The sequence below is a fragment of the Acinetobacter pullicarnis genome (assembly GCF_006352475.1).
Classification (GTDB): Bacteria; Pseudomonadota; Gammaproteobacteria; order Pseudomonadales; family Moraxellaceae; genus Acinetobacter; species Acinetobacter pullicarnis.
Map to the genome: position 1 here is coordinate 2,671,462 of NZ_VCMZ01000001.1, position 14,123 is coordinate 2,685,584.

Annotated in this window: 11 protein-coding genes; 4 read left to right on the top strand and 7 right to left on the bottom strand. The window is 43.9% G+C overall.

Translation table 11 applies throughout. The features are described from left to right. Window positions 1-100 precede the first annotated feature (100 nt). Both FD716_RS11760 and FD716_RS11765 read left to right on the top strand, forming a co-directional pair. On the top strand, window positions 101-2,371 hold the full coding sequence (locus FD716_RS11760) for an NADP-dependent malic enzyme (protein ID WP_139852514.1): 2,271 nt from the start codon (window positions 101-103) through the stop codon (window positions 2,369-2,371). Window positions 2,372-2,459: 88 nt separating this feature from the next. Beyond that, window positions 2,460-3,695 (top strand): multifunctional CCA addition/repair protein, encoded by a 1,236-nt coding sequence (locus FD716_RS11765; RefSeq protein ID WP_139852515.1) that lies wholly within the window; start codon window positions 2,460-2,462, stop codon window positions 3,693-3,695. Window positions 3,696-3,777: 82 nt separating this feature from the next. On the opposite strand, the gene epmA is transcribed toward FD716_RS11765, so the two are convergent. Both epmA and FD716_RS11775 read right to left on the bottom strand, forming a co-directional pair. Beyond that, a complete protein-coding gene (gene epmA / locus FD716_RS11770) occupies window positions 3,778-4,782 on the bottom strand; it encodes an EF-P lysine aminoacylase EpmA (protein ID WP_139852516.1) in 1,005 nt (334 codons plus the stop codon). Then, window positions 4,779-5,846, bottom strand: a complete 1,068-nt coding sequence (locus FD716_RS11775) for a 4-phosphoerythronate dehydrogenase (RefSeq protein ID WP_139852517.1) — start codon at window positions 5,844-5,846, stop codon at window positions 4,779-4,781. Before FD716_RS11775 ends, epmA begins: the two co-directional genes overlap by 4 nt. 329 nt (window positions 5,847-6,175) lie before the next feature. Between FD716_RS11775 and argG the strand changes: the two genes are divergently transcribed. Continuing rightward, on the top strand, window positions 6,176-7,534 hold the full coding sequence (argG, locus tag FD716_RS11780) for an argininosuccinate synthase (protein WP_171477037.1): 1,359 nt from the start codon (window positions 6,176-6,178) through the stop codon (window positions 7,532-7,534). Window positions 7,535-7,637: 103 nt separating this feature from the next. On the opposite strand, the gene FD716_RS11785 is transcribed toward argG, so the two are convergent. Both FD716_RS11785 and FD716_RS11790 read right to left on the bottom strand, forming a co-directional pair. Next, a complete protein-coding gene (locus FD716_RS11785; protein WP_139852519.1) occupies window positions 7,638-8,645 on the bottom strand; it encodes a L,D-transpeptidase family protein in 1,008 nt (335 codons plus the stop codon). 255 nt (window positions 8,646-8,900) lie between these two features. Further along, entirely contained in the window at window positions 8,901-10,292 is a 1,392-nt protein-coding gene (locus FD716_RS11790) for a Do family serine endopeptidase (RefSeq protein ID WP_139852520.1), read from the bottom strand. Between the two features lie 241 nt (window positions 10,293-10,533). Here FD716_RS11790 and nadB point away from each other — a divergent pair, with 241 nt between their 5' ends. Beyond that, window positions 10,534-12,189 (top strand): L-aspartate oxidase, encoded by a 1,656-nt coding sequence (gene nadB, locus FD716_RS11795; protein ID WP_139852521.1) that lies wholly within the window; start codon window positions 10,534-10,536, stop codon window positions 12,187-12,189. Between the two features lie 10 nt (window positions 12,190-12,199). Here the strand turns inward: nadB and FD716_RS11800 are convergent, their stop codons facing one another. The 3 genes from FD716_RS11800 to FD716_RS11810 form a co-directional block, all read right to left on the bottom strand. Then, window positions 12,200-13,078, bottom strand: a complete 879-nt coding sequence (locus FD716_RS11800; protein ID WP_139852522.1) for an AraC family transcriptional regulator — start codon at window positions 13,076-13,078, stop codon at window positions 12,200-12,202. A gap of 18 nt (window positions 13,079-13,096) precedes the next feature. Continuing rightward, window positions 13,097-13,480 (bottom strand): hypothetical protein, encoded by a 384-nt coding sequence (locus tag FD716_RS11805; protein ID WP_139852523.1) that lies wholly within the window; start codon window positions 13,478-13,480, stop codon window positions 13,097-13,099. Window positions 13,481-13,608: 128 nt separating this feature from the next. Next, window positions 13,609-14,034 (bottom strand): PaaI family thioesterase, encoded by a 426-nt coding sequence (locus FD716_RS11810; RefSeq protein ID WP_139852524.1) that lies wholly within the window; start codon window positions 14,032-14,034, stop codon window positions 13,609-13,611. Window positions 14,035-14,123 lie beyond the last annotated feature (89 nt).

Consider the following 14,123-nt stretch of genomic DNA (forward strand, 5'->3'; position numbering starts at 1 on the left):
GCGGATATTGCACTGTCAGTATTGCCTAACAAGTGCTATATTTGATCAAATTCAGCCAAACCGACCAGCCTCGCTGGCCCATGTAACAATCGAGATTTAAATGGACGATCAATCATTAAAACAGCAAGCTTTGTACTACCACGAATTTCCTACGCCAGGTAAAATTAGCGTCACCCCAAGCAAGCAACTGGTCAACCAACATGACTTAGCACTTGCTTATTCACCTGGTGTTGCAGCACCTTGCTTAGAAATTGAAAAAGATCCTTCTAAAGCAGCGCTCTACACTGCACGAGGAAACTTGGTAGCGGTTATCACCAATGGTACAGCCGTTTTAGGATTGGGAAATATCGGACCGCTCGCGTCTAAACCCGTTATGGAAGGTAAAGGCGTACTCTTTAAAAAGTTTGCCGGTGTTGATGTTTTTGACATTGAGATTGCTGAAAATGATCCAGACAAAATTGTCGATATCATTGCTGCACTCGAACCAACCTTTGGTGGTATTAACCTCGAAGATATTAAAGCGCCTGAATGTTTCTACATTGAAAGTAAATTACGTGAACGTATGAACATTCCGGTGTTCCATGATGACCAACATGGAACATCAATTATCGTGGGTTCTGCATTACTCAATGCTTTGCAACTCAATGGTAAAAAAATCGAAGATATTAAAGTTGTTGCTTCAGGTGCAGGTGCAGCCGCCCTGTCTTGTCTTAACTTACTTTGCGCTTTAGGCGTACAAAAAGAAAATATTATCGTTGCTGACTCACGTGGCTTAATCACCACCCAGCGTGAAGGCTTGGATGAGTCGAAAAAACGTTATGTTCAAGATATTAGCGCAACCCAATTGCATGAAGTGATGGCGGGTGCAGATATGTTCTTAGGACTTTCTGCGGCAGGCATTTTAACCAAAGAAATGGTTAAAGTAATGGCAGCTGATCCAATCATCTTTGCGCTTGCGAACCCAGATCCAGAGATTCTCCCTGAACATGCACATGAAGTACGTCCAGACGTGATCATGGCAACTGGCCGCTCTGATTATCCAAACCAAGTCAACAATGCTTTATGTTTCCCATATATCTTCCGTGGTGCACTTGATGTTGGTGCAACAACCATTAACGAAGAAATGAAAATTGCATGCGTACATGCCATTGCACGTATGGCACACATTGAAGCAGATGCAGCAACTTATGGTGAGAAATCAGCATCTTTTGGTCGTGACTACATTATTCCGCGCCCATTGGATCAACGCTTAATCTTAGAAATTGCGCCTGCAATTGCTAAAGCAGCAATGGAATCTGGCGTTGCAACACGTCCAATCCAAGACTTTGCAATCTATCATCAACGTTTGTCTGAGTTTGTCTATAACTCAGCATTTATGATGAAACCAATCTTTGCTCAAGCAAAAACAGCACCGAAACGTATTGCTTATGCTGAAGGTGAAGATCAGCGTGTACTTCGTGCTGCGCAAATTGCAGCTGATGAAGGCTTGGCTATGCCAGTCTTGGTCGGTCGTACTGCAGTCATTGAAGCCAACATCAAAAAACTTGGTTTGCGCTTGGAAAATGGGGTGAATATTGAGATTGTGGATCAAGAGAAAAATCCACAATACGAAAAATTCTGGGAAGACTATTACCAAATCATGCAACGCAAAGGCGTTACGGTTGAATACGCACAACGTGAGTCACGTCGTCGCTCTACCCTAATTGCTGCGATGCTGGTGAAGTTTGGTCAAGCTGACGGTATGCTGTGTGGTACCTACTCAAGCTACAATATTCATTTAGACTTTGTTCGTAACATCATTGGCTTAAAAGAAGGTATGACCAACTTCTTTACCTTAAATGCCTTGATGCTTGAAGATCGTAATCTGTTTATTGCCGATACCTACGTCAACGTCAATCCAACGGCTGAACAATTGGCTGAAATGACTATTTTGGCTGCTGAAGAAGTGCGTCGCTTTGGGATGACCCCACGTATTGCCTTACTTTCACACTCAAGTTTTGGTTCAGATTCAACAGATCAAAGTGCACAAAAAATGCGTAAGGTTTATGAAATCTTAAGCAACATTGCACCTGAACTTGAAGTCGAAGGTGAAATGCATGGGGATGCAGCACTGGACGAAAGTATCCGTCAATTTGCTTTCCCGAATTCACGTTACAAAGGTTCAGCAAATCTCTTGATTATGCCAAACCTTGATGCAGCGAATATTTCGTTTAACTTGCTGAAAGCAACCTCAGGCAATAACGTGACCATTGGCCCAATTTTATTGGGTGCTGCCAAACCAGTACACATCTTGACACCAACCGCAACAACACGCCGTTTGGTCAATATGACAGCGTTAACCGTTGCAGAAATTCAGCAATCAGAAGCCTAAACCCCTTGGTCTAGCTTCACGCTGAAGTTTCAAACTTGAGAAAACCTCTATTCTGTTGCATTATGGCTCGAAGAATAGAGGTTTTTTCATGCAAGTTTATTTAGTCGGTGGTGCCGTCCGCGATCATTTGCTCGGACACCCCTATCACGAAAAAGATTATGTCGTGGTTGGTGCGACGCCAGCGCAACTTATTGCACTTGGCTACCAACCCGTTGGGAAAGATTTCCCTGTGTTTTTACACCCGATCAGTAAAGAAGAATATGCGCTTGCACGTACAGAGCGTAAATCGGGCCAAGGCTACCATGGCTTTGAGTTTTTCACCGATATTGATGTGAGTCTAGAACAAGACCTGATCCGTCGTGATCTCACCATTAATGCCATTGCGATGGATGAACAGGGGAAAATTTATGACCCCTATCATGGGCAAGCCGATTTAGACAATAAAATATTAAGGCATGTTTCACATGCTTTTGTTGAAGATCCATTGCGTGTACTGCGCATCGCGCGCTTTGCTGCACGTTATCACAGCTATGGTTTTAAAGTCGCTGATGAAACCATTCTGCTGATGCAACAACTCGCGGCATCGGGTGAATTGAATGCTCTCACCTCTGAACGTGTGTGGAAAGAGACTTCACGTGCCTTGATGGAACCACATGCTGAGATTTATTTTGAAACCTTGCGTCAATGCGGTGCCTTAAAGGTGCTGTTCCCTGAAATTGATGCACTGTTTGGCATTCCACAACGCCCTGAATATCATCCTGAAGTTGACTGTGGTATCCACACCCTCATGTCATTACAACAAGCCTGCCGCGCCAACTACAGTCTAGATGTGCGTTTTGCGGTACTGTTGCATGATCTTGGCAAAGCCCTCACCCCCAAAGCTGAATTACCACGGCACATCATGCATGAAGAACGTGGTGTCGCACCAGTTACACTGCTGAGTGAGCGCTTAAAAGTACCGACCAATACCAAGCAATTGGCGATTGCGGTATGCAAAGAGCATTTGAAAACACATCAAATTTTTCATCTCAAAGCAGGAACAATTTGGCGCTTATTACAACGCCTCGATGTATTGCGTCGTCCTGAGCGAGTTGAGGCCTTTATTCAAGCCTGCGAATGTGATGCCAAAGGCAGACTTGGCTTGGAAAATCGAGAATATCCACAAGCCGATTTCTTGCGTGCAGCCATGCATACTGTTCGAGAAATTAAAGCCAGTAGCTTAGCCGTGCATGTCAAAGGGCCAGATATTGGTGAACTCTTGATTAGTAAACGTATTGAAGCGATTGCAGCATTGCGCAAGCAAGCTGAGTATCCATCGCCTTAACGACGTTACCTCTCCCGAGCCCTCTCCTAAAAAGAGAGGGTAATCACTAATTTCGTTCCACTGCTTCGCGATGCAACGACTACTAAGCGATATCTGCGGGAAAGCTAATTACTTTTGCCAGTTGCATTTGCTTTTGGATCACCATCAATAAACGATCAATACCCAATGCGATTCCGCTGCATTCGCTCATATGTGGCAAGGCTGCCAACAGATAATGATCAACTGGCATTTCCGTTAAGCCACGTGCAGCGCGTTCAGCATTGTCTGCGGCAAAGCGACCTGCTAAAACATCAGCATCGATGAGTTCATCATAGGCATTTGCCAATTCTAAGCCTTCAATATACAACTCAAAACGTGCAGCGACCTGTTCACCATCTTCATCCAATTTAACCTTGGCCAAAGATGCCATCTCTGGTGGAAAATCGGTGAGGAAAACTGGGGTATCAAAACCTAAACTTGGCTCAACCATATGTGAAAACAGTAAATCGATATAGCCCAAACGATCATCCCCCAAGTCCAGATCGAGACCAACACGGCACGCACTCTGCTTGAGCTCAGCCAGACTCGCCTGTAAGGGATTGATATCTAGTCGTTGAATAAAGGCTTCTTTATAGCTCAAAATCATCGGGCGGACTTCACCAAGTCGCTCAGCCAAGACCAGGTTGAGTAAATCAGCCACTTCATGCATCAAGCCTTGTAAGCTCAGACCGGGGCGATACCATTCCAACATGGTAAATTCACTATTGTGTTTACGGCCGTGCTCATCATCTCGAAATACCTTACAAATCTGATAGATTGGCCCACTGCCACTGGCCAATAAACGCTTCATTGGGAATTCGGGGGAGGTCTGTAAATAATGCGTATATGCCTGTCCGCCCAGATGCCGTTTGACTGTAATTGAAGCCAAATGCACATCGGTGACTGCTGCTTGTGAAACAACAGGTGTTTCTACTTCAAGTACCTCACGTGCAGCAAAGAACTGACGAATTTGGGTATAGAGCTTTGCGCGGGCTTTTAACGCCGCCAGATCACAGGTCGGTTGAAAGCCATGTTCTGTACTATTTGCATACTGTTGATCTAGACTCATACATTTGCTCCGCCATGTGCTGACCATTCGCGGCGTAAGGGATAGTCTTTACGCAAACGGTCAAAGGCCGCCTGATCGACAACACCATCTTTTAAGCAGGCACGTAATTGCGCATCGTCTCGCGCAATATCATAGATCTCGACCAAGTGCTGTTTCAATACCTGTTCTAAGCTTTGTTCTGCTGTGAAATATGGTGTTGCAGCAGGCAATTGATCTTCAATTTTTTTATTCGCAGGGACGGCAATGCTTTGGCAAAATGCTTCATAAATCATTTGTGTGCCACGTGCTTTGCCTTCTAAGCTGTAGCCTGCAATATGTGGGGTTGCCAAACGTAGTAAATTGAGCAATTGCGCTGAAATCTGTGGCTCATGTTCAAACACATCGAGTACCACGGCACGACCTGTCTGCTGAATATCTGCAATCAGTGCAGCCTCTTCAACCACTGGACCACGTGAAGAATTAATCAAAATTGCCTGTGGCTTCAGTAATGCCAATGCAGCTGTATTGATTAAATGCTGCGTCGGATAATCCCCCACTTTAATCAACGGCACATGTAAAGACACCGCATCTGCCGTGCTCAGTAATTGATTGAGTTCTACCTGTTCAACATCAGCCAACTGTACGTGTGGATCATAGGCCAATACCTTCCAACCCAAACGCTGAGCAAGCTTGGCTAGACGCGTCCCCACATTGCCTAAGCCAACAATACCCAAGCAAAAATCTTTTTGTGCTAAAGCCGTGGGATGTACAGATAAAATTGCAGTGATGACATATTCAGCAACCGCTTGTGCATTACAACCGGGAGCATTTGACCACGCAATCTGCTGTTGTGCCAAAGCAGTTTGATCAAGGTGATCAGTACCGATGGTGGCACTGCCCACAAACTTAAGTTGACTGTTCTCTAATAATGCAGCATTGACTTGGGTGACAGAACGCACCAGCAGCACTTCGGCATCCTGAATATCTGCATGACCGAGATGGCGACCTGCCATATGATGAATCGGGCCAAAATCTGCAAAGAAGTATTCCGTCAATGCCAGGTTTTCATCAGCGACAATATTCATAAACCATCTCTAAATTTGGATCGCAATATCATAACCTGTTGTCTCGCAGATGACTATGTGATGTCAGATCTTTGAACCTTGTTTATCAATGTAAAAGTAATAAATCTTGCAAAAGGGAATACATGATACTTGGAGTATGCGACATGCTTGCTTAAGTCATTTTTTAATTTGTTATTACCTACTTTGACGCATAAAATTAATCTTGGTTTAGCACTTTTATGCATTTTTTCAGGGATTTTAGGTTTATCGAAAACAACCTTTATGAAAAGTGCTACAATCTGCCCCATAAAAAATTTCCAAGGCATCGCATGGTTGATGCCTAAATCATCATGTTAGGAACTGTAATGACTGATAATGCAACCATCTTGCAGCATGTACCAGTGGGCAAAAAAGTCGGGATTGCCTTCTCTGGTGGTCTAGATACTTCAGCTGCTTTATTGTGGATGAAACAAAAAGGGGCTGAGCCTTATGCCTATACCGCAAACTTAGGCCAACCGGATGAAGACGACTACGACGCGATTCCTAAAAAAGCGACTGAATATGGCGCAGTAAAAGCACGTCTGATTGACTGCCGTTTACAATTGGCGCTTGAAGGTATTGCTGCGATTCAATGTGGTGCATTTCATATTCATACCGGTGGCGTGCCGTATTTCAATACCACACCGTTGGGTCGTGCTGTTACAGGCACCATGCTTGTTACCGCAATGAAAGAAGATGATGTCAATATCTGGGGCGATGGCTCGACCTATAAAGGCAATGATATTGAACGTTTCTATCGCTATGGTTTGCTCACCAATCCTGCGCTAAAAATTTATAAACCTTGGTTAGATCAAACCTTTATCGATGAATTGGGCGGCCGTGCAGAAATGTCACAGTTCCTGATCGACAATGGCTTTGACTACAAAATGTCAAAAGAAAAAGCTTACTCAACAGATTCAAATATGTTGGGTGCAACCCATGAAGCCAAAGATCTTGAATACCTCGATGCAGGCATCAAAATTGTTGATCCAATCATGGGCGTAGCGTTCTGGAAAGATGACGTAAAAATTGCTGCCGAAGAAGTTACGATTCGTTTTGAAGAAGGCGTACCGGTTGCTTTAAATGGTCAGACATTTGAAAACCCTGTCGAATTGATCCTTGAAGCCAACCGCATTGGTGGTCGTCATGGTCTTGGTATGTCAGATCAAATTGAAAACCGTATCATTGAAGCGAAATCTCGCGGCATCTACGAAGCACCAGGCATGGCGTTATTGCACATTGCTTATGAGCGCTTAGTCACTGGTATTCATAACGAAGACACCATTGAGCAATATCGTATCAATGGTCTACGTTTGGGTCGCCTACTGTATCAAGGTCGTTGGTTTGATTCACAAGCGCTGATGTTGCGTGAAACTGCACAACGTTGGGTTGCCAAAGCGATTACTGGTGTGGTTACACTTGAATTGCGTCGTGGTAATGACTACACCATCATGAACACTGAATCTCCGAACCTCACTTATGAAGCAGAGCGTTTGACCATGGAGAAAGGTGATTCTGACTTTACACCGATGGATCGTATCGGCCAGTTAACCATGCGTAACTTGGACATTACTGATACCCGTGCCAAACTTGCAATCTACACCAACACTGGCTTACTTTCAGTAGGTCAAGGTTCTGCAATTCCACAGTTAGACAGCAAGAAAAAATAATGATCTAGCACCTGCTAATCAAACAAAAAACCGCCTGATGGCGGTTTTTTGTTTGATGCAGCTTCTCGCTTCTAAAATAGCGCAAAGCTTTAACTCTAAAGCGTTATTCTAAAAACTTAACCACGACGCCTGACTGTACTTTACGGCCTAAGTCATTGGCATCCCAATTGGTTAAGCGAATACAGCCATGTGAAGCTGTTTTCGAAATCAACGACGGATTTGGTGTGCCATGAATGCCAAAAGTAGGCTTACTCAAGGCAATCCAGATATTTCCTACAGGACCATTCGGACCGGGTGGCAAGCTCAACGGCTTTTTATTATTGCCCTGTACAAAGTTCTTGGGTGAATAGCCATAGACTGGATTATGTGCCACTTTCACCACACTATGCGTGCCACTAGGCGAAGGCGTATCAGATCCCCCAATGGTTGCAGGAAAAGAACCGATCAATTGATTGTTTGAGTTAAACAAGTAAAGCTGTCTGGCGCTTTTATGCGCCACAATCAGTGTGACATCGTTGGGTAAATCATTGCGCACATTGGGTACCAATAAACGCTCTCCTACCTGATTAAACTTGGCTTTTGGATTGAGCTGACGTAAAAATGCTTCATCAATATGAAACTTTTCTCCCAACATTTCACTGACACGGGTGTAATACAGGCCTTTCATTTTGGCTTGTTCTGCATAGTTCCGTGGAATGCTATTGGCATAAGGCCCCTTCAGATCTTCAGCCGTAATTTGATAATAGCCAAATGCAGGTTTGCTTTGTTTGGAAAGTAAATGATTCCAGGTCTGCTGAGTCAACTCACCCGTTGCCGCAAACCCGTGCATTTGCTGATAGGCTGAAATGGCTTTTAAAAAGTTTTTACCACTGGTGGCATCAATGGCACCTGGCGAAGCATGCGCATTGTTCAACATCACCTGTGCTTTGGCATACACTGGAAACTGCCCACGACCAATGTTTTCATACCAACTGGCACTATTAATTTGCTCTAAGCTCCACTCTGTCGTATTTACTTGAGCAACGGCATTCGGCTGTGGCTTTGCATAAGCAGGTACATTGCACAGCATAAAGCTCAATAAAAAAATTATTCTTCGTTGATCCCAACTCATAAAAAATCTCAAGAAATTAAAACGGTATTTTTTGAAAGCAGCACATCCATGATTGTGACTTACAAAGCTTTCAATGCATTAAAGTGTAGTATTCTACTTGTTATAATTTATTTATGATAAACAATAGTCTATTTATAATATTAACTGTTCAAATCGAAAGCGCATGATCGAGATATTGCATAAAAAAAGCCCCGATTTCGGGGCTTTGCTTAATTCAAACCGTGAGTTATTTGAGTGATTGATCAAATAGTATTCTTATTCGATACGCAATCCAATCATCCCCGGTTGACCTCCACGTACGATTGCCACGCGTGCCACCGTTTTCTTCCGTAAGTCTTCGACAACCCCAATAAAATCTTCTGGGCTTAAGATTTTTTTACCGTTGATTTCAGTAATCACATCGCCAGCCATAATTTTTGATTGTGCTGCCAAGCCACCACGTGTTACATCTTTAATCAGCACCCCGCCTGCAAGTCCTAAACCTGCTTTTTCTGTTTCACTTAAAGCCCGAATTGCAACGCCAAGCACTGGACCTTTTTTAACAGTGACATTCCCAGTACCGTCACCACCTTTGGCCGGCGTATCATCTGGAGAGGTTGCCAAAACTGCGGTAATCACGCGTGGTTTATCATCACGTAATATTTCAAGCTGAATGCTTTGGTTTGGCGTGGTACGATTTAGGAAATTCATTAAATCAGAAGTTCTAGAAATAGATGAATTGTTGTATTTCATAATCACATCACCCGCTTTCAAACCCGCTTTTTCGGCTGGTGAATTCGGTGCAACGCTGGTGACCAGTGAGCCTTCTGGTTTTGGTAATTTATAAGCTTCGGCTAAATTACGATCAATATCTTGTAAGGCAACGCCCAAATACGCACGGGTTACTTTACCGTTCTTTTTCAACTGATCCGCAATGTCCATTGCAACGTCAATCGGAATCGAGAAAGACAGTCCCATATAACCGCCCGTCCCACTAAAGATCCGCGAGTTCACCCCAATCACTTGACCTTGTTGGTTAAACAAAGGCCCGCCAGAGTTGCCCGGATTTAAGGCTGCATCGGTTTGAATAAATGGCACTGCGGTTTCTGCATTCATATTTCTAGACTTGGCACTGACAATCCCCGCTGAAGCTGAATAATCAAATCCAAACGGTGAACCAATCGCTAATACAGGCTGTCCCACTTTGAGCTGATCAACATTGCCGACACCCAGTGCTGGAAAATTTTTGCCATCAACTTTCAGTAAAGCCACATCCGTACGGGCATCACTTCCCACCACAGTGGCATCAATTTCACGGCGATCATTTAATAAAATTGTGACTTTAGAAGCATCTGCAACCACATGATGATTCGTCAATAAATAACCATCTTGGCTAATAAAAAATGCACTGCCATAAGCGGTTTTTTCTTGTGGTGCGCGTTGTTCTGGAATAATGATGCGATTACCAAAAAAGCGTTTTAAAATTTCTGGTACTTGTTGCTGTAGCAACTCATCCTCAGACATTTTCTTGACCACATTGACACTCACCACGCCAGGGCTCACTTGCTCAACGAGGTTGGAAAAATCAACAGGGGCCGCTGCTTGGGCTTGGGCTGCAAAAGTAAATACAGCAGCAAACATTCCATTTTTTAAATATTGACGCTTCATGAACCACAACTCACAAATGATATTTTTACAACAAAAGGTTGTAGCATATTAAATTCTGCCTTTACGTAAAAATATGTTTCTATATTTTTATAAAACAATATCTTAGTCAAAAACACTCAAAATCAGCTATCTTCTACTTTTTCCGTATTTTTTTATCTCATTCGCCCTATTCTTTAGTGGATAAGGCTTGAATTATAGATAAAAAAAGAGTGTGATAAACGGACTATTTTCCAGTTAGCTGATGGACATGTCTAATTTGAACAGCACACATCATTTTGATGTGATCATTGTAGGAAGTGGCGGTGCAGGGTTAAGTTTAGCGTTATCTCTGCCTGAACATTTTAAAATTGCCATTCTTGCAAAATCTCATTTAACCGATGCCAGTACCTATTATGCGCAAGGCGGTGTTGCTGCAGTCTTGGATCAATCCGACTCTATTCAGCAACATATAGATGACACCATGATTGCCGGTGTGGATCTGTGTGAATTAGATGCCGTTCAGCAAACCGTGAATGGTGGTAAGCCTTCTGTCGATTTCTTGCTGCAACAAGGCGTTGCTTTTACTCTTGATCAAGATCAGCAACTGCATTTAACCCGTGAAGGAGGCCATTCTCAGCGTCGTATTATCCATGCTGCAGATGCCACGGGCAAAGCGATCTCCACCACCTTGGTGCAGCGCGCGCAAGAAAAAGCCAACATTCAGATTTTCGAAAACTTTATTGCAATTGATGTGATCAGTCACGCCAAACTTGGCTGTGATACCCAGCCAAACCGTGCACTGGGGCTCTATGCACTTGATGAACAACATCAAACCGTACATACCTTTTTAGCACCCTTTACCGCCCTCGCTTGTGGTGGTGCCATGAAAGCGTACTTGTACACTTCAAATCCAGATATTGCCACAGGTGATGGGATTGCCATGGCCTATCGTGCTGGTTGTCGCGTCGCCAATATGGAGTTCAACCAATTCCATCCGACTTGTCTTTACCACCCTCAAGCACGCTCCTTTCTGATTACTGAAGCGATGCGCGGTGAAGGTGCCTATTTACGCTTACCGAGCGGTGAGCGCTTTATGCTGCGCTTTGATGAGCGTGCTGAATTGGCACCACGTGATATTGTCGCACGTGCCATCGATTTTGAAATCAAACGCTTAGGCATACGTCATGTCTGGTTAGACATTACCCATCAGCCTGCAGATTTTGTAAAAGAACATTTTCCAACCCTCTATGCACGCTTGCTTGAACTCGGCATTGATATCACCACTGAGATGATCCCCGTGGTGCCAGCCGCACATTACACCTGTGGTGGCGTAATGGTCGATGAACATAGCCAAACCGACTTGCCCGGCTTATATGCCATTGGTGAAACGGCATATACTGGTTTGCATGGTTCCAACCGGATGGCCAGCAACTCGCTGCTGGAGTGTTTTGTCTATGGCATGAGTGCTGCACAGCATATTGAACAGCACTTTGACCCAAGCTTTGATTATCCAAGCATTCCAGCGTGGGATACCTCTCAAGTCACCGATGCCGATGAAGATGTGGTGATTCTACAAAATTGGGATGAACTGCGTGCCACCATGTGGAACTATGTCGGCATTGTGCGCACCACCAAGCGGCTACAACGCGCGCTACACCGTATCGAGATGCTCAAAAAAGAAATTACCGAATATTATCAAGATTACTATGTCAGTAAGAATTTGATTGAACTGCGTAATTTGGTTTTAGTCTCCGAAATGATTGTACGCTGCGCCATGCAACGTAAAGAGTCCCGTGGCTTGCACTACACGCTCGATTATCCTGAACTTGCCACGGAACTACGCAAAACGGTATTGAATCCACCCAATTTTCAAGTTGAACAGCCCTTGGTCAATGTAGACAGCCCCGATCTTTGCTAGGTCGGGCGGCTCAACATTGGCTGCTATGGCTGCCTATCGAATCATGCAAAAGCATTGGGCATTCAGCAATCTCAGCAGCGATTTCCGCATCTGTATCAGCGCTACGCGCGTGTTGCAGATGCGTTTTAAAATAACGTTTCGGTGAAACTTGCATAATTTTCTTAAACATTAAAATAAATGAGGTATCGCTGTCATAACCAAGGCGATCAGCAATACGTTGTACCGCACTGCCCTCACTTAACCATTGTAATGCCAGTAAAATATGCAGCTTCTTCCGCCATTGGTTGATGCTCATACCCGTTGCGGCTTGGAATGCCCGCGTCATACTGCGTTCGCTCATACAACAGCGTTCCGCCCATGCCGCTAAACTTAAATTTTGCTCTGGATGTTGTAATACCGTTTGAGAAATCTTTTTCAGGCGTAAATCTTGCGGCATCGGTAAATAGAAAAATTGTTGAGGGGCGCTAATAATTTCATCAATTAAACATTGCATTAGGCGCTGATCTTGTGCCGTTTCATATTCAAAGGGAATCTGTTCTGCGCGTAGTAATAAGGCTTTGAGAAAATCGCTGATCTGATACATTTGAAAGTCGTTGGGAATATCAATTCCCAACTCACGATCAATAAATACAACATAACCTGAAGAATAACCGTAACTTTTTCCAACATGTGGCGTGAAGGCGGGAATCCAAAGCGCGCTATTGGGCGGTACAATCCAAATCCCCTGCTCTGTCTCTAAGGTCATTAGGCCATTCAAAGTAACCACAAACTGATTTTTAGGATGTTGATGTAACTCAAGCTCCCAATCAGGAACCTGTTCTTGCATTTTAATGATGACCACAGGACGGTTGAGCGTATCGGCAAAACGATTATTTAGCGGTGTATCCATATCCAGTAAACTGCTCTCTCAAATTTTAAGTACCGCCTGAATCAGCTGTTGTGCTTGTGCTTGATTGGCCACGACAAACATGGGATAGCCTGAAAACTTAATGAAATTATTGGCAAATTTCTGAGCACTTAAGCGAATCTGTTCATCAGGCTCAACATGTATTAAGGCTTTAACAAAGGTGGTCAAGGTCTGACGTTTTTGTTTTACCCAAGCTGCCACTTTTTTGCGTTCATCGTGACTGGCCTGCTGCTGCGGAAATGGCCCTTCACTGATAAACACAAACGTTTTTTCATGAGCCAGTAAGGCTTCATACGCTGCAATATTGGCTTCAAAGCTTAGCGCATCTTCAAGCTGATAACTGATTTTGACCACAGGGAAGTTTTGAGTTTCTTTGATATACATGATCACTCTCCTATTTAAGAATGATTCTTATTTTACCCGTGTGGTCTTTTGCCGCATCTGCTCAATCAGCCAAAAAATAGTGCTATTCAGCCATTTTACTTTGCATGGCCCCCGTTCGCCTATTCGTACTAACGCAGTTCACGGCGTGGCGGAATCGAATAACTTGCAGTGACATGCGCAACTGGGTCTGGAGAATCTACGGAGTAAATCCAAACCTCACCGACAATCAAAGTTTTGCCAACTTTCATTAACTTGCAAACACCTCGAATATCTTGGCCACCTGCTGGTTTACGCAAAAAGTTAATATTCATATTGGTGGTCACTGCCAGTGCAACCAAACCAATTTCACCCAAGATTGCGACATATAAAGCAAAATCTGCCAATGTCATCATGGTGGGGCCAGACACGGTGCCACCGGGTCTAAGCTGATCAAGTGAAATTTTATGTCTAAGCGTCGCCCCCATACTGACCACGTCTTCAATGACACAATGTTCTAAGCTTTGCGGGAATTCACGTTGTAAAAACTGTTGGATTTCTGCCTGAGTCGTTTTCATTACATTCCTTGTTGATTGATCCTATTGCCTCAACCATATTGAAAAATGCAAATAAGATAAAGGCTTAAATGAAAACCCAAGCGCTCAGT